At 66.8% G+C, this 16906-nt stretch carries 13 protein-coding genes and 1 riboswitch; of the genes, 5 read left to right on the top strand and 8 right to left on the bottom strand.

The genetic code is table 11. From position 1 onward, the window contains the following. Positions 1–90: 90 nt before the first annotated feature. The 5 genes from FHW58_RS17385 to FHW58_RS17365 form a co-directional block, all read right to left on the bottom strand. Positions 91–444 (bottom strand): hypothetical protein, encoded by a 354-nt coding sequence (locus FHW58_RS17385; protein WP_179674416.1) that lies wholly within the window; start codon positions 442–444, stop codon positions 91–93. A 420-nt stretch (positions 445–864) separates the two neighbouring features. Beyond that, on the bottom strand, positions 865–2019 hold the full coding sequence (gene mltB, locus FHW58_RS17380) for a lytic murein transglycosylase B (RefSeq protein WP_179674415.1): 1155 nt from the start codon (positions 2017–2019) through the stop codon (positions 865–867). Next, complete coding sequence (locus FHW58_RS17375) at positions 2010–4265, bottom strand: DUF3488 and transglutaminase-like domain-containing protein (protein WP_229265384.1); 2256 nt, start codon at positions 4263–4265, stop codon at positions 2010–2012. The genes mltB and FHW58_RS17375 overlap by 10 nt, the downstream gene beginning before the upstream one ends. Next, positions 4262–5257, bottom strand: coding sequence for a DUF58 domain-containing protein (locus FHW58_RS17370; protein WP_179674414.1), 996 nt, complete (start codon positions 5255–5257; stop codon positions 4262–4264). The genes FHW58_RS17375 and FHW58_RS17370 overlap by 4 nt, the downstream gene beginning before the upstream one ends. After that, positions 5258–6178 carry a MoxR family ATPase gene (locus tag FHW58_RS17365; RefSeq protein WP_179674413.1) on the bottom strand — a complete coding sequence of 307 codons (921 nt, stop codon included), beginning with the start codon at positions 6176–6178 and terminating at the stop codon, positions 5258–5260. An 84-nt stretch (positions 6179–6262) separates the two neighbouring features. On the opposite strand from FHW58_RS17365, the gene FHW58_RS17360 reads away from it, so the two are divergent. Next, positions 6263–7189, top strand: a complete 927-nt coding sequence (locus tag FHW58_RS17360) for a histone deacetylase family protein (RefSeq protein WP_179674412.1) — start codon at positions 6263–6265, stop codon at positions 7187–7189. A 3-nt stretch (positions 7190–7192) separates the two neighbouring features. Here the strand turns inward: FHW58_RS17360 and FHW58_RS17355 are convergent, their stop codons facing one another. Both FHW58_RS17355 and FHW58_RS17350 read right to left on the bottom strand, forming a co-directional pair. After that, entirely contained in the window at positions 7193–9184 is a 1992-nt protein-coding gene (locus tag FHW58_RS17355) for an alpha/beta hydrolase family protein (protein ID WP_373996697.1), read from the bottom strand. 82 nt (positions 9185–9266) lie between these two features. Then, positions 9267–11255 carry an OPT family oligopeptide transporter gene (locus tag FHW58_RS17350; protein WP_179674411.1) on the bottom strand — a complete coding sequence of 663 codons (1989 nt, stop codon included), beginning with the start codon at positions 11253–11255 and terminating at the stop codon, positions 9267–9269. 122 nt (positions 11256–11377) lie between these two features. Here FHW58_RS17350 and ylqF point away from each other — a divergent pair, with 122 nt between their 5' ends. Continuing rightward, complete coding sequence (ylqF, locus tag FHW58_RS17345; protein WP_179674410.1) at positions 11378–12328, top strand: ribosome biogenesis GTPase YlqF; 951 nt, start codon at positions 11378–11380, stop codon at positions 12326–12328. 84 nt (positions 12329–12412) lie between these two features. Here the strand turns inward: ylqF and FHW58_RS17340 are convergent, their stop codons facing one another. Next, positions 12413–13219, bottom strand: coding sequence for a class III extradiol ring-cleavage dioxygenase (locus FHW58_RS17340; protein WP_179674409.1), 807 nt, complete (start codon positions 13217–13219; stop codon positions 12413–12415). A 120-nt stretch (positions 13220–13339) separates the two neighbouring features. Further along, positions 13340–13510: riboswitch (cobalamin riboswitch) on the top strand. Between the two features lie 67 nt (positions 13511–13577). Here FHW58_RS17340 and FHW58_RS17335 point away from each other — a divergent pair. The 3 genes from FHW58_RS17335 to FHW58_RS17325 all read left to right on the top strand — a co-directional run bounded on the left by FHW58_RS17335 (position 13578) and on the right by FHW58_RS17325 (position 16817). After that, complete coding sequence (locus tag FHW58_RS17335; protein ID WP_179674408.1) at positions 13578–15560, top strand: TonB-dependent receptor; 1983 nt, start codon at positions 13578–13580, stop codon at positions 15558–15560. Between the two features lie 239 nt (positions 15561–15799). Further along, positions 15800–16462 carry a thiol:disulfide interchange protein DsbA/DsbL gene (locus FHW58_RS17330; RefSeq protein WP_179674407.1) on the top strand — a complete coding sequence of 221 codons (663 nt, stop codon included), beginning with the start codon at positions 15800–15802 and terminating at the stop codon, positions 16460–16462. 22 nt (positions 16463–16484) lie between these two features. Further along, positions 16485–16817, top strand: a complete 333-nt coding sequence (locus FHW58_RS17325) for a hypothetical protein (RefSeq protein WP_179674406.1) — start codon at positions 16485–16487, stop codon at positions 16815–16817. The last annotated feature ends 89 nt before the right edge of the window (positions 16818–16906 follow it).

Raw genomic sequence — 16906 nt, 5'->3', positions numbered from 1 at the left:
GAATGTCGGCACTGACCCCGGTTTAAATAACAACGCCCTCCTCCCTGTGGTGCAGGGCGAGGGCGTGCTGGCCGGACGGGGCGGGCTGGATCAGCCCTGGTTATTGTTGTTGCCGCCGCCTGGGGTTTCGCCTTCTTTAGGCTTGAATTGCTTGTCGCTGATGCGGAACTTGTTGCGGCGGTCGCCCATCAGGTAACGCAGGTCGCGGATGCTCAGATCGCTCACCTCGTGCATGCGGATCAGCAGCGAAGCGCCGACCGGCAGGCGGTGGTGACGGATCTTGCTGATCACGGGCGGTGCCACTTCCAGCGCGCGCGACAGCGCTGCGTCGTTTTTCAGGCGCAGGTTCTCGATCAGGGTATCGAGCAGGCGGTTGGGATTGTATTGCAGCAGATCATCGCCATCCGCATCGTTGTTCATGTCTATGCCGACTTGGTTTGTCATGTCGTCTTTTCCTTCTGTAAAGTTGTCCTGCAAAGTACAACACTCGGAGCTTTGCTGCGTCAATGTCCATCCTTACCAGGAGAATTCACACACGGACACGGATTCCAGGATAACAAGTTTCATAATATATACACAATTGTACAACATTCCGCAATCTAATACTCAGCAGCAATACAAAAAAGCTTTTTACCGCAGAGTATTGTTGTCGGTCTGCAACATTGTGTGAGAATTATACACCGACTTTTGTGCTAAGCTGCCTGTGCGCACTTTTAATTAACGATTAAAGTTAATTGTATAACAATCGCGTTGTAAAGCAGCTCATATCGCGCTGTCATGACCGCAAGTGTGAACAAACTATTGCCAAGTGTCAACAAAACAATACCGCGCACGGTGGCGCGGTTCAAGCCGATTTACGCTTGCTTACATTCCTGAAGCGGCCGTTGACGTGGCCGCGCCGCCGCGTGACAGCCGCACCGCCCGCCCCAGTTCCAGCACCGACATCGCGTAGAAGTAACTGCGGTTGTACTGCGTGACGGCAAAGAAGTTGTTGTTGGCCAGCCAATATTCGGTCGGGTCGGCGCCGTTTTGCAGGTCCACCAGGCCGTACAACTGGTCCGGCGCCGGCACCGCCGTGGTCACGCCGGCCGCGTTCAGTTCGCTGGCGCGGTACTTGGCCGTCAGCCCCTGGTTCAGCATGGTTTCCCAGGCGCGGTTGGGCGACACCGTGGCGGCGTACACCGGCGGTCCGCCCAGCTCGCGCTGCCAGCCGTGCGCGACCAGGAAGGCGGCGACGCTGCCGATGGCGTCGGTGGCTGAGTTCTGCAGGTCGATGGCGCCGCTGCCGTCGAAGTCCACCGCGTATTTCATCAGGCTGCTCGGCATGAATTGCGGCATGCCCAGCGCGCCGGCAAACGAGCCCTTCAGCGACAGCGGATCGATGCCGGTCTGGCGCGCGTACAGCAGCGTGGCCTCCAGCTCGCCGCGGAAGAATTCCATGCGCTCGCGCCGTTGCGGCGCTTCCGGATACGAGAACGCCAGCGTGGTCAGCGCGTCCAGCACGCGGAAGCGGCCGGTGTTGCGGCCGTACACCGTCTCAATGCCGATGATGCCGACGATGATCTCGGCCGGCACGCCGTACAGCGATTCGGCCCGGCTCAGCGCCTCGGCGTTGTCGTTCCAGAATTTGGTGCCGGCGTCGATGCGCACCGGGTCGATCATCAGCTTGCTGTACGCCTGCCAGTTCTTCGGCTTGCCGGGCGGCGCCGGCTTGACCAGCTGCACCGCCGCGTCGACGTAGCGCACCTGGTTGATCAGCGTGGTGAGCTCGGCGCGGTCGAAGCCGTCGCGCGTGGTGAGGTCGTCGAGGAAGGCGCGCACGTCTTTCCAGTCGCCAAAGTTGACGTACTCGCCGACGTAATCGATGGCCGGCACCACTTTCTTGGGTGGCGTCTTCTTGGCCTTTTTCTTCGGTTGCATGCTGGGCGGTAGCTTGTAGCCGTACGGGTCGACCGGGGCGGCGTGGCTGATGGTGGCTGCGCTCAGCAGCAGGGCGGTGATCAGAGTCTTCATCGGCATAAACGTAGCAAGGTGCGCAGCGCCGCCAGCGACGCCGCGCGTGATTCGGTCCCGCCGGCGCCGTATTTCAGCGTACCGTACAGGTGCAAAAACTGCTCCATGGCAGCGTGTTTCTCCGCGCTGGCCGGCATGCCGCGCAAGCGCGCCGCGTAGCTGCGCGGCCCTTCGTCCGGCGCCCGGCCGTAGCCATGGCGCGCCTGTTGCCGCGCGAAGGCGGCGTACAGCGCGTCCAGCAGATCGGCCGGCCGGCGCCTGCGCCGCCAGCGCCACACGAACAGCCATATTGCCACCAGCGCCGCACCGAGTGCCGTGCGCCAGCGCGCAAACATGCTGCTTAGTTCTTCGAGGAAACTTCGCTGCCTATCGGGATTGTAATCCAGTACCCATTGATTCCAAGAATTATTCAGCGCGCCATAGGCGAATCTGAGTTGCGCCAGCCACGAACCGGGCTGGTTGGGCAGGTCCAGCAGCGGCGCCAGACCGAATGGCGCGTTGCGCGGCAGGGCGCGCGCCAGGTTGCGCTGGACCCGCTCGGGGGCGACGGCGGCGGTGGGGTCGACGCGCTGCCAGCCGGCCTGGCTGGTCCAGATTTCGGCCCAGGCGTGGGCGTCGGACTGGCGCACGGTGAGGTAGCCGTCGACCGGGTTGCGTTCGCCGCCCTGGTAGCCGGTGACCACGCGCGCCGGCACGCCCATGGCGCGCATCAGCACCACGTAGGCGCCGGCGTAGTGCTCGCAGAAGCCGGCGCGGGTGGTGAACAGGAAGTCGTCGACGGCGTTGGCGCCGGTCAGTGGCGGTTCCAGCGTGTAGCGGTAGTCTTGCGTGCGGAAGCGCGTCAGCACGGCATTGCTCAGCTGTTGCGCCTGCGCCGCGCTCAGCGGGGCGGAGGACGAGGCGGAGGACAAGGCAGAGAGCGAGGCGGAGGGTGGGGCGCTGGGGCCGGGTGCGGCGTCCCCGGTGCTGGTGGCCGCGCCCGGCGTCGCGGCCAGCGCGGCAACCCGCAGCTGGCGCGCCAGCGCGAGTGCGCGCGGGTTGAAGCCGGCCGGCAGCTCCAGCCAGCGGGCCATGTGCTCTGGCTGTTCGCCGACTTGCAGCGTGTAGTCGAGGTAGGCGGCCGCGTCGTAGCGGATGCGGCGGGTGATCGGCTCGGTGGTGAATTGTTCCATCTCGTCGCTGTCGCGCAGGCGGTAGCCGGGCACGCTCAGGTCCGGCGCGGCCAGTTCCAGCAGCGCCAGCCAGCGGGTGTTGCTGGGCTCCATGGTCAATTCGTAGCGCACCGGCGCGCCGCGCGCGTGGATGGCCACGTCCAGCCGCTGCAGGCCGCGTTTGCGCGGCACGCGGGTCCAGGTGCGGCCATCGTAGTCGCCCAGCACGATGCTGCGCCAGTACAGCCGCGGTTGCGCCGGCACGGCGCCGGTGAAGCGCACGCGGAAGGCGACGTCGTCGGACTGCGCCAGCGACGATAGCGTGCCCGGCGCCATGGTGTCGCCCAGGCCGGAGCGGCCGGCGCTGGCGTCGCCGGGCAGGCCCCACAGCGGCCCCTGGATGCGCGGGAAGGCGACAAACAGCAGCAGCGCCAGCGGCGCCGCCAGCGCGGTCACCCGGACCGAGGTGCGCAACCGTTGCGTCAGCGGCGGCACCGTGCCGGTGTACTGGAAGGACTGTTGGGCAGTCAGCAGCGCCAGCAAGGTCAGCGCGGTCCACAGCGCGGCGGGCATCGATTGCGAGTAGAGGAAACCGGTCAGCAGCACGAAGAAGCTGAGGAAGGTGACCACGAACAGGTCGCGCCGGGCGTGCATTTCCAGCAGCTTGAAGGCCAGCAGCAGCACCAGCATGGCGACGCCGGCGTCGCGGCCCAGCAGCGTGTGGTAGCTGCGGTAGACCCCGGTCATGGCAGCCAGCGCCACCGGCAGCAGCACCCAGGCCGACGGCATGCGCTTGCCCCGCCACGTGAGGACGGCGCGCCACAGCAGGGTGGCGCAGGCGAGCGCGCTGATCCACGACGGCAGGTGGCCGAAGTGCGGCGCCAGCACCATCAGCGCGGCGGCCAGCAACAGCAGCGTGTCGGACTTGTCGCGCGTCAACCGCAGCGCCAGCCTCGCACCCGGCGCACCCGGCGCAGCCGGCGCCCGGCCGGGGGCGTGGAGGGGGGCGGACATCACCGCAGGATCCGGCGCGGGCTGCCCGGCTGCGTCGCGCCGGGTGGTGTCGTCGGCGTGCGGGGGCGGCGGGAGCGTGCCGCTCATGGCGCGTCCTCCCGGCCGAACAGGGCCAGCGCGCGCAGGCAGGCGGCGCGGTGGGCGTCGCCAAGGGCGGGGCCGTAGTCGTGTCGGGCCAGGCGGAAGCGGTAGGGCAGCGCGCGCTGCTCGGCCTCCAGCACCCAGCCCGCCATCCGCGACAGCTTGTGCTCCAGCGCCATCTGCGCCGGCAGCGCGGCGAAATCCAGCGCCAGCTCGGCCACCGCGCCGCCCTCGAAATGCTTGGTCACCAATTGCCCGCCCAGCGCCGGATCGTGGCGCGCGATCTGCCGCCACGCCAGATGCCGCAGCGGGTCGCCGGCCTGGTAGGCGCGGATGCCGGCAAAATTATCCAGCCCCACGGTGCCATGCCCATCCTCGCTGGCCGCGCCCGACGACGGCAGCGGCGCCGGCGGCCACTCGGGTGCCGGATACACCAGCACCCGCGCGTCCGGTTGCCAATAGCTCCACGCCTTGAACAGCCCCAGCGGGAAACGCGTCACCAGCCGCACGCGCGGCGCCGCCAGCCAGCCGCGTTCACGCGCCGGCGCGGACAAGCTCACCATGCCGCCAGCGCCGGCCGGCACATCGGCCACCTGGCGCGGTTCGCCGTCGGCCTGAAAACCCAGCCACACGGCATAGCGCTCGCGCCGCGTGGGGTTCTGCAGATGCAGCTCGAAGCGCGCCTCCTCGCCGGCGAACACCGGCTGCGCGCGGCCCGGCGCCAGCCGCAGCAATGCCAGGTTGCGCGCGGTCAGCACCATGTCCGCCACCGCGCAGGCGCCGACGAAGAACGTCAGCGCAAAGCCCAGCCCGAGGTTGTAATTCAGCGCGCCGATCAGCATCACCAGCAGCAGCGCCGCAAACGCCAGCCCGGCGCGGGTCGGCACGATGAACACCCGGCGCATGGTCAGCGTCACCGTGCCCGGCTCGCTGTCGCGCAACTGAAACAGCCATTTGTCACGGCCCCTGCGGTACAGCGCCTGCAGCAGCCCGGCCATTTACACCGGCACCGACGCTTGCAGCTGCAACACCAGATCGCGGCTGGCCAGCGCCACGCCGTGCGCCGACTTCAGCGGCCGCAAGCGGTGAGCGCACACCGGCACCAGCACCGCCTGCACATCCTCCGGCAGCACATGGTCGCGCCCCTCCAGCGCTGCCCACGCGCGCGCCGCCTGCAGCAGCGCGATCGCCGCGCGCGGACTCAGGCCCTCGGCGAACATGCCGTTGTGGCGCGAGGCCGCCGCCAGCGCCTGCACATAATCGATCAGCGCGGCCGACGCGTGGATCTGCCGCAAGCCCTGCTGTTCGCGCGCCAGCTCGTCCGGCGTCATCGCCGCCGGCAGCGACTTGAGCAGCACGCGCCGGTCCTCGCCCATCAGCAGCGCGCGCTCGGCGGCGGCGTCCGGGTAGCCCAATGACAGGCACATCAGGAAACGGTCGAGCTGCGACTCCGGCAGCGGGAAGGTGCCCACCTGGTGTGTGGGATTTTGCGTGGCGATGACAAAAAACGGCTCCGGCAGCGCGCGCGTGACGCCGTCGGCGCTGACCTGGCGCTCCTCCATCGCCTCCAGCAGGCCGGACTGCGTCTTCGGCGTGGCGCGGTTGATCTCGTCGGCCAGCAGCACCTGGGTGAACACCGGCCCCGGATGGAACACGAAGCCGTTGCGCTCGCGCTCGAACACCGAAATGCCGTTGACGTCGGCCGGCAGCAGGTCGCTGGTGAACTGGATGCGGTTGAAGCGCAGCCCCAGCGAGATGGCCAGCGCGTGCGCCAGCGTGGTCTTGCCCACGCCCGGCACGTCCTCCACCAGCAGGTGGCCGCCGGCCAGCAGGCAGGCCAGCGCCTGGCGGATCTGCAGCTCCTTGCCGACAATGATGCTGCCCACCTGGCGGGCGACCGCATGCAATTTTGTGGTCATGATATGTATGGTAGATTAGCGCCTGAAGCGATTCTATGCGAGAAACCGCTCGCGGCAGCAAAAAAAACGAGACACCGAAGTCACATGAGCACAGCCATCTACAGCCATCCCGACTGCCAGCGCCACGACATGGGCGACTGGCATCCCGAGTCGCCGGCGCGCCTGCAAGCGATTGCCGACCAGCTGATCGGCTCGCACATCAGCGACCTGCTGGACCACCGCGAGGCGCCGCTGGTGGACCCGGCCGACCTGGCCCGCAACCACAGCGCCAACGCCATCGCCATCGTGCGCGACAACGTGCCGGCCGAGGGCGAAACTTACCCGATCGACGGCGACACCTCGCTCAACGCCTGGAGCTGGCGCGCGGCGCAGCGCGCGGCCGGCGCCGCGGTGGCCGCCACCGACGCCGTCATCGACGGCGAAATCGACAACGCCTTCTGCTCGGTGCGCCCGCCCGGCCACCACGCGCGGCCGGTCGAGCCGATGGGCTTCTGCCTGTTCAACAACGTCGCCATCGCCGCCAAGCACGCGCTGGACGTGCGCGGGCTGCAACGGGTGGCCATCGTCGACTTCGACGTCCACCACGGCAACGGCACCGAGGAAGCGTTCAGGCACGAGCCGCGCGCGCTGATGGTCAGCTTCTTCCAGCACCCGCTGTACCCGTACTGCGAGCCGCAGCCGATCACCGACCACCAGGTCAACGTGCCGGTGCCGGCCTATACCAAGGGGGACGTGGTGCGGCGGATCGTCACCGAGCAATGGCTGCCGGCGCTGCACGCGTTCCAGCCGGAGATGATCTTCATCTCGGCCGGCTTCGACGCCCACCGCGAGGACGACATCGGCGGCATGGGGCTGGTGGAGGACGACTACGCCTGGATCACGCAGCAGATGATGGACGTGGCCCGGCTGTACGCCAGGGGCCGCATCGTCAGCTGCCTGGAGGGCGGCTACAACCTGTCCGCGCTGGGCCGCAGCGTGGTGGCCCACCTCAAGGCGCTGGCCGAACTCTGACGCCTACCTGGCGTCGCGCAGATTGGTCGCGAGGAAGCCCTCGACCTTGGTCCAGAAGGCGATGCGGTCATCGTCATGGCGCCAGCCGTGACCTTCGTTCGGATAGGTGAGCAGCTCGACGTTCTGGTTGCTGCGCTTGACGGCATCGTAGAAGCGGGTGGCATGCACGATCGGCACGCGCTTGTCCTCCAGCCCGTGCGCCATCAGCAGCGGCTGTTTCAGCTCGGCCGCGCGCAGGATCGGCGAATGGGCGCGGAAGCGGGCGGCGTCGGCGGCGTTGTCGGGATCGCCGATCAGCGTGCGCATGCCGTATTTCAGCGACTCTTGCGAGGCGTCCGAATAAGACACGGTGAACATCAGGTCGATGTCGGTGACGCTGGCCGAGGCCACGCCGCAACGGAAGATGTCCGGATTCTGGATCAGCCCCATCAGCGTGGCATAGCCGCCGTAGCTGCTGCCGACGATGGCGATGCGCTTGGGGTCGGCCCAGCCCTGCTTGACCGCCCACTGCGCGGCGTCGGCCAGGTCGTCCTGCATCGACTGGCCCCATTGGCGCAGGCCGGCCTTGAAGTGCTCGCTGCCGAAACCGGTGCCGCCGCGGAATTCCGGCTGGATCACCACGTAGCCGCGCGAGGCCAGAAACTGCGCCTCCGGCTCCCATTCCCAGGTGGCGCCGCGCACCGCCGGGCCGCCGTGCACCAGCACCACCGCCGGACGCGGACCGCCGGCCTTGTCCGGCGGCAGCGTCACATAGGCCGGGATGTTGCGGCCGTCGCGCGCGGTGTAGCGGTGGAAGTCGCGCAGGCCCATCTGGGCCGGCTGGATGTCCGGATGGGCGTGCCCCAGGCCTTCCAGCTGGCCGCTGGCGCGATGGTAGACAATAAACTGGCTGGGCTGGCGGTCGGACGCCGCTTCCACCAGCAGCACTGGCGCGGTCAGGCACTCGTCGGCGCAGTAGAGGGTATTGGTGGTGGTGGTCAGCAGGCTGTCGATTTTGGCCTGGTCCGCCTTGAGCGCCGGATTTAGCCAGTGGGTGGTGCCGGCGTCGGTGTACAGGTGGAAGCCGACCAGGCGGCGGCTGGCGTAATCGATGACCGGCGTACCGGTGTAGTCGAAGCCGGGCACCGAGATGGTCGGCTCGGGATCGCGCTTCATCGTCTTCAGGTCGTAGCGGAACAGCGCGCCGTAGCCCTGGTGGTCGGCGCGCACGTACAGCGCGTCGTCGCCATCGAAGAAGGCCGGCGTGAAGCCGCCGCCGAGCAGGCATTCGCTGTTGTCCAGCTCGCGCCATGGCGCGGCCAGGTCGGTGCGGTAATGGCTGATGCAGCGGCCCTTCTGCTGCGACCATGATACGCGCGCCATGCCGCGGTTGTCGGTGAGCCAGTCCTGCACCGAGGTCGGCTGCGAGCCTTCCAGCCCGCTCAGCTGGCGGGTGCGGGTGTTCAGGCGGAACAGGCGCGCGTGGTCGGGCGTCGCGTCGGTATTGTTCCAGTAATACTTCTTCAGCAGGATATCGTCCGAGCCGTCATGCAGCACGTCGAAGAACGCGTAGTCGGCGGTGAGCAGCTTGTTGGTGATGAAGCTGCCGGTGGTGTCCTGCTGGTGGTTCCAGTTGCCGGTGATGAGGTGGGCGACGTTGCTGCCATCGCGGTCGGCCGCCAGCTCGTCCAGATTGCCGTCGAATTCGATGCGGCGGTTCTTGACGGTGAAGCCGATGCGCTTCTCGTTGATCCAGTGGACGGCGTAAATCACTTCCTCGCTGGAGGTCCGGATAATGTTGGTGGCGCGCGCCACGTCGGCCGTGTCATGCACGCTCAGCACGCTGACGCCGCCGGGCAGCGTGGTCACCATGGCGACATAGCCGCCCTTGGGGGACAGGGCGACATGGCTGACTTTGGGCGTGCGGAAGAAGCTTTCAGCGCCCGGTACGGCGAACGCGGGGCTGGCCAGCAGGGCGCTGGCCAGCAACAGGGAGGTCAGACAGCGTAGCGTCACAATATGCCCTTTATGATTAGCAATTACGCTATCATAAATGGCAATTATTTATTTGTCTATTTGCAATAGTTAGTTTGTTGCGTCATTGCTGATGCACGGCCTGGCCATTTTTGGCCGACCAGCGGTACAGGCCCCAGACGATGGCGGTGCCGACGATCAGGGCGGCGGTCATGGTGGTGCCTTCGCCCATGCCGCTGGCGATGGCCAGCGGCTCGCCCTTGCCGGACAACACGATCAGCCCGGCCAGCGCGACGTTGAACAGGCTCTCGCCGACGATGAAGCCGGACATCACCAGCACGCCGATGCGCTTGGCCGACTCGCCGCCGGCGCGTTTTTCCACCGCGCGGTCGAACAGCCAGCCGGTGACGGCGCCGATCACCACCGGCGTGATCACCGCGCTTGGCAGGTAGATCGCCAGGCCGACGCCCAGCGGCGGCAGGCTGTACTTGTCGTTGCTGGCTTTCTTCAGCGCGAAGTTGATCAGCACCAGGCCCAGGCCGATCAGCACGCCGTAGCCGAGCAAGCCCCAGTTCAGGTCGCCGCCGATGACGCCCTTGGCCAGCGTCGAGATCAGCAGCGCCTGCGGCGCCGCCAGCGGCTCGTTGGAGATGGCGTCCAGGTTGGGCGCGCCGACGAAGCCGTTGGCGTGGTTCAGCAGCTCCAGTACCGGCGGCACCACGCACGAGCCGGCGGCCACGCCGATCAGCAGGCCGACCTGCTGTTTCCACGGCGTGGCGTTGACCAGCTGGCCGGTCTTCAGATCCTGCAGGTTGTCGTTGCCGATCACCGCCACCGCCAGCACCACGGTGGTGACGAACAGTGCGAAGGCGATCAGCGCCTGCGCCACTTCCGGCCCCATGATGCTGCGGCCGACAAAGCCGACGCTGAGCGCGGCGCCAAGGATGGTCAGGATGGCGATGCCGGACACCGGCGAGTTCGACGAGCCGATCAGGCCGGCCATGTAGCCGCACACGGCAGCGGCGAAGATGCCGGCGATCAGGATATAAGCCACGCCCACCGCCACCAGCGGCGCCGTCAGCGCGGCCAGCACGCCGCCTTGCAGGAAGCTGGCCAGCAGCCAGCCGGCCGGCACCAGCGCGATCAGCGTCACCAGGCCGACGATGAAGATCGGCATGTCCAGTTCGGTGCGGTCCAGCACCGCGCCGTCCAGTTTGGCCTTGCGCGCGGTCTCCATCGCCGACTTCAGGCCGCCCAGGATGGGCTTGGCCAGGCCGGCCAGCGTGATGATGGCGGCGATGCCGATGACGCCGGCGCCGATCATGCGCACCTGCGTCGACCAGACGCCCAGCGCCTGGCCGGCGGCGTCGACGCCGGCGGCGGCCGGCGTCAGCGAGGTCATCAGCGGCACCAGGATGCCCCAGGCGATGATGGTGCCCACGCCCATGGCAACGCCGACGGTGATGCCCATCAGGTGACCGGCGCCGATCAGCGCGAGCGAGCTCGACGCGCCGAGGCCGGTGGCGCCGGCGCCGGTACGGAAGTAGATCGCCACCTCGGCCGCCAGCAGCTTGGCGGCCGCGCCGGCGGCGAACAGGGCCGACGTCAGCGCGCCCCAGATCACCGCGCGCAGGCCGGCCTTGCCCTCCTTGGCGCCCTCGCGCGAGGCCATGCCGACCTTCAGCACCTCGGCCGCCGCCACGCCCTCCGGATAGGGCAGGTTGGACTGCGACACCAGCGCGCGCCGCAGCGGCACCGTGTACATCACGCCCAGCACGCCGCCGACGGCGCAGGCGCCAAAGGTCGGCCAGAACGGCACGTGCGCCCACCAGCCGATCATCAGCAGGCCGGGCAGCACGAAAATCACCGACGCCAGCGTGCCGGCCGCCGAGGCGATGGTCTGGACGATGTTGTTTTCCTGAATGGTGGCGTCCTTGAACGCGCTCAGCAGGGCCATCGAGATCACCGCGGCCGGGATCGAGGTGGCGAAGGTCAGGCCGACCTTCAGGCCCAGGTAGACCTGGGCGGCGGTAAATATCAGCGTAATCAGAATGCCCAGAATTATCCCGCGCAGGGTGATTTCCTTCGGGTTGGACGGTGCAGCTATGCTCATCTTCAGCACTCCGGAGTTGTTGTTTGTGTAAGTTATAAAGTAAGGCGACCCATGATAAACGAATCCCGCCCCGGTTAGCAGGTAAAATAGCGGGTTGTCAGAACGTTTTTGAAGGTCAGAGCATGTCGATACAATGGTACCCGGGGCATATGAACGCCGCCAGGAAGAAGGCGGCGGAGCAGATGGAGAACACCGATCTGGTGATCGAAGTGGTCGACGCGCGCCTGCCCGAGGCCAGCACCAACCCGATGGTGGAGGAGCTGCGCAAGTTCCGTCAGCGTCCGTGCCTGAAGATCCTCAACAAGATCGACCTGGCCGACCCCGACGCCACCGCCGCCTGGAGCGCCTACTACAACGCGCAGGACGGCGTGACGGCCTATGCCATGACCACCAAGAAGCCGGCCGACGTCGCCCGCATCCCGGAACTGGCCAAGCAGCTGGCGCCGCACCGCGGCGTGCCGACCAAGCCGCTGCGCATCATGATCATGGGCATTCCCAACGTCGGCAAATCGACGCTGATGAACGCGCTGCTGAAAAAGCGCGTGGCCAAGGTCGGCGACGAGCCGGCGGTGACCAAGCAGCAGCAGAAGCTGTACCTGGACAAAAACACCGTGCTGGTCGACACGCCCGGCATGCTGTGGCCGAAGATCGCGCTGCCGAGCGACGGCCTGATGCTGGCCGCCAGCCACGCGATCGGCTCGAACGCGCTGATTGAAGAGGAAGTGGCCGAATTCCTGGCCGGCGAATTGCTGGTGCACTACCCGGCGCTGCTGGTGGCGCGCTACGGTTTCAAGGACATCGACAAGATGGACGCGATAGGCGTGGTGGAAGGGATCGGCGTCAAGCGCGGCTTCCGCCAGCGCGGCGGCGACCTGGATTACGAAAAGGCGGCGCACACCTTCCTGGGCGACTACCGCAGCGGCGCGCTGGGGCGCATCTCGCTGGAGACGCCGGAGACACGCCAGGTGCGGCTGGCGCAGCACGAAGCCGAGATGGCGGAAAAGGCCGCCGAAAAAGCCGCCATCGCCGCCGAAAAAGCCCGCGCTGCCGCCAACGGCAAGCGCGGTACCTGATAAGCCCGTTGAAGCCGTTGGGGACAGACCACGTTTTTGCAATTTTTGGAACAAAAATTGCAAAAACGTGGTCTGTCCCCAAGCTTACGCTGCAGCTTGCCCGAAGCGGAAACTGCTGACGGCCAGCCCCCCCATAAAGGCGTCCTCGTGATACGGCATGGCCGCCGCTTCCTGCTCCGCCGCGCCCAGCGCCACCATCAGCGGCAACAGATGCTCTTCGCGCGGGTGCGCCATGCGCGCCGCCGGCGCCTGTTGCCACTGCATCAACTGCGCGCTGCGTTCGGCCGGCGGCAAGGCCATGGTCTGGCGCAGCCACTGGTCGAACGCGTGCGAGGCCGACGCCCCGGCCGCATTGAACGCGCGCAGATTGTGGAAACTCAGCCCGCTGCCCACGATCAGCACACCTTGCTCGCGCAACGGCGCCAGCAAGCGTCCTACCGCCAGGTGCTCCGCCGGATCCAGCCCATGCCGCAGCGACAGCTGCACGATCGGCACATCCGCGTTCGGATACACCGGATACAGCGCGCTGAACGTGCCATGGTCAAACCCGCGCTGCGGATCCAGCACCGCCGTGTGACCGCCGGCCTCCAGCAACCCCTTGACCTGCGCCGCCAGTGCCGGCGAGCCCGGCGCGGCGTACTGCACCTCGTAGGTGTGCGGCGGAAAACCGCCGTAGTCGTAAATCATCGGCGGCCGCGGCGACGACGACAGCATGAAGTCGCGCCCTTCCCAGTGCGCGGTGATGACCAGCAGCGCCTTCGGCGTCACACCGATCTGGCGCGGAATGTCGCGCAGCGAGGCGTCCAATTTGGCGTACAGATGGCCAACCTGGTCCATCATGAACGGCCACGGGCCGCCGCCATGGGACAGGAAATAGGTGGGTAGTTTCATGGTGTATTCCTTTCACCTTGCACTATAAGGACGCCGGCCGCCGCCATCAATGCGGTAAATATAGATGGATCATATCGAAATGCTGAATGATCGGCGCCGGCCCCTTGTCAGGCGGGTAACGTATAATGCCGCAGTTCTGGTGCCCGCCCTGCGCAAGCAGGCGAGGTTAAACGGGAAACACAAAGCCGCTGCCGCCCTCGCGCGCCGGCCAAGGTGTGCTGCCCCCGCAACGGTAACGCCGGCGTCATCGCCGTGCCAGCCCGGATATCGGCCAGACCAGGGGAGGCCGCGCGCGGCTTCCGTACCCATCCAGCTTGCGGGGACGCAGGCGGATGCCTCTTTTGAAAACGACTCACGCATGAACGCCTCCGTATTCCGCCCGCGCCTGCTGGCCGCCGCCGTTTCCCTGTGCTTTGCCGCGCCTCTTGCCGCCCACGCCGACGATGCCGCGCAGGCCGGCCAGGCCCTGACCTCGGTGGTGGTCACCGGCGCCCGCTTCGACGCCGACCCATCGCTTGCGCCCATCGGCGCCACCATCATCAGCGCCGACGAGATCCGCCGCGCCGGCGCCGGCGACGTCAACGCCGCCATCCGCAAGATCGGCGGCGTCTACGGCCGCCAGAGCCTGGACGGCAGCCCGGATTATGGCCTCGACCTGCGCGGCTTCGGCACCAACAGCAGCCAGAACCTGGTGATCGTGGTGGACGGCGTGCGCCTGTCGGAAAATGAACTGAGCAACGCCATCCTGTCGACCATCCCGATCGATACCGTCGAGCGCATCGAAATCCTGCGCGGCGGCGCCAGCGTGTTGTACGGCGATGGCGCCACCGGCGGCGTGATCAACATCGTCACCAAGCGCCCCGGCCAGTACAGCAGCCGTGGCAGCGTGTTCCTGGAAGGCGGCCAGTTCCACGCCGGCGAGGCGCGCGTGTCGGCCGCCCAGGCCTGGGACGGCTTCGCCGCCGACGCCACGCTGGACCGCCAGCGCACCGATAACTACCGCGACAACAACGCCTTCAAGCAGACCCACTTCAGCGGCGGCGCCCAGTGGTTCGCCAACGACTACGACCGCGCCGGCTTCCGCTACGAAGGCGCGCGCCAGGACATGCGCTTCGCCGGCTCGTTGACCGAGGCGCAGTTCAACGCCAATCCGCGCCAGACGCTGACGCCCAACGACAACGGCTCGCTCGACAGCGACCGCCTGACCGTGTTCGGCCAGTACCGCCTGTTCGGCCACGACCTCGCGGCCGATCTGTCGTACCGCAAGAAGACGGTGGCGTCGACCTATGTGTTCGGCGGCATACCGTCCACCTCCACCTACGACAGCAAGCAGCTGCAGTTCTCGCCGCGCGTGCGCAAGCTGGGCGCGCTGCGCGGCATGGTCAACGAACTGGTGGCCGGCGTCGACTTCATCAAGTGGGAGCGCAGCACCGTGTCCGGTTTCTCGGCGGCGGACGCCAACCAGAAGTCCAAGGCGCTGTACCTGCGCGACGAGCTGCGTTTCGATCCGGCGCACGAGGGCCGCGTCTCGGCCGGCGTGCGCCGCGAGCTGTTCGACAAGGACTTCAGCGATCCGCTCAACTACGCCACCACCGCCTACAACGTGGTGCAGGGCTTGAACGCGTGGGAGCTGCAGGCCAGCTACATGCCGGTGTCCGCGCTGACCGTGTTCGGCAAGCTGGGGCAGAGCTACCGTGTGGCCAACGTCGATGAAAACGCCGTCACTCCGGTGATCAACAAGGCGCTGGCGCCGCAGCAGTCGCACGACATGGAGCTGGGCGCGAGCTACGCCACCGCCACGCAAAAGCTCACCGCGCGCGTGTTCCGCCACAACTTGACCAACGAGATCTTCTACGATCCGACCGCGAACTTTGGCTTCGGCGCCAACACCAATCTGGACCCGACGCGCCGCCAAGGCTTGGAGCTGGACGCGGAACAGCGCCTCGCCGCCGCCTGGACCGTCAACGCCCACTACCAGCACGTGCAGGCCACGTTCCGCGACGGCGTCAACGACGGCCGCGAAATGGTGCTGGTGCCGAAGAACACGCTGACCGCGCGCCTGAGTTGGACCCCGGCCAGCGGCCAGACCGCCGACATCGGCGCGCAGTGGGTGGACAAGCAGCGCTACGGTTCGGACTTCGACAACAGCTGCGCCGGCGAGATGCCATCCTTCACCACGCTGGACGCGCGCTATGCGCGCACCTTCGGCCGCTGGGAGTGGGCGGTGTCGGGCCAGAACCTGGCGGACAAGCACTACTACTCGCAGGCCTTCGCCTGCAAGGGCGGCATTTATCCGGCCGACGGCCGCCAACTGAAGCTGTCGGCGCGCTACACGTTCTGAACCTGATACCGTTAAGTTGGCGTTTGACGGGGTTATTCCGGCGTAGACCGGAATCCCTATACCGCCAGCGTCATGGCACGCTGGCGTTCTATAGGCTCCGGCTTTCGCCGGAGCGACGGCTTAACTTGGCGGCGCGCCGTGCCGACCGGGTCTTAAGCCCCGCTTAATCCCTGGATCGAACACTGGAAAAAGTGGTAATCTCCCCGGCGATTGCCACTTTTTACACTAGAAGGATAGATATGCGTTTGCTGAACCTGCTGCGTCCACTGCTTGCCACCGTAGCGTTTGTGGCCGCCGCCGCCGGCGCCTCCGCCGCCGACTTCAAGGATGGCCTGGACTACAACACCGTCAACGGCCCGGCACCGGACACCGGCAAGAAGGTCGAGGTGCTGGAGTTCTTCATGTACCACTGCCCGCACTGCAACGCGCTGGATCCGGAGCTGGCCGCGTGGGTCAAGAAGAACAGCGACAAGATCGTGTTCCGCCGCATGCACATGGGCGACGACGCGCAGGCCAAGGCGTTCTACACGCTGGAGGCGATGAACGCGCTGGGTAACGGCATGCATGAGAAGATCTTCCACGCCATCCACGTGGAACGCAACCGCCTGAATACCGACCAGGCCTTGCTGGACTTCGTGGTCAAGAACGGCGTGGACAAGGCCAAGTACCTGGAAACCTTCAATTCCTTCGGTGTGCAGACTAAACTGAAGCGTGGCGAGCAGGTGGCAAACCAATATAAACTGGACAGCGTGCCGGCGGTGGTCATCGACGGCCGCTACACCACGTCGCCGGCGGTGGCGGGCCACGGCCTGACCTCGGCGGCGGCCGCGCACACGGCGATGTTTGCGGTGATGGACAGCCTGGTGGCGAAGTCGCTGCAGGAACGCGCCGGCAAGAAGTGATCAAGGAAGGACGGGTAGGGCGATGAAATTCCCACGCAATGAGCAGGAAGAGGCCGAAGGCCGGGTCATGAAGATTTACAAGGAATCTTCGCCGGCGCTGGAGACCTTGTTCGAGTGGTCGTATATCAATCACGTGGCGTGGAGCCTGGTGATTGTGTTTCTGGGGCTGATCCTGTGGATGGGCGTGGCGCTGGTGAACGCGGAGAACCAGCGCAATGCGCTGATCAACAAGCAGTGTCGTGACCAGGTGTTCAAGACCGAGGTGGATATGAAGTGCCTGCGCAGCGTGCAGTCGCGCGAGCATTGGTGGGAGCATCTGGGGTACGCGATGTCGCACCTCAGCCCTGAAAAGTAACGCCCCCGAAACCCGCACACCGCTGCGGCCAGGGTCTGACCCCGTACGGGGTCAGACCCTTTCGTTTGGGGTGCTGCAAACGCCGGAGA

It is taken from the genome of Duganella sp. 1224, assembly GCF_013408245.1.
Lineage (GTDB): Bacteria > Pseudomonadota > Gammaproteobacteria > Burkholderiales > Burkholderiaceae_D > Rugamonas.
The sequence above is the reverse complement of the archived record's forward strand: the minus strand, read 5'-3'. Positions and strand labels throughout refer to the sequence as shown.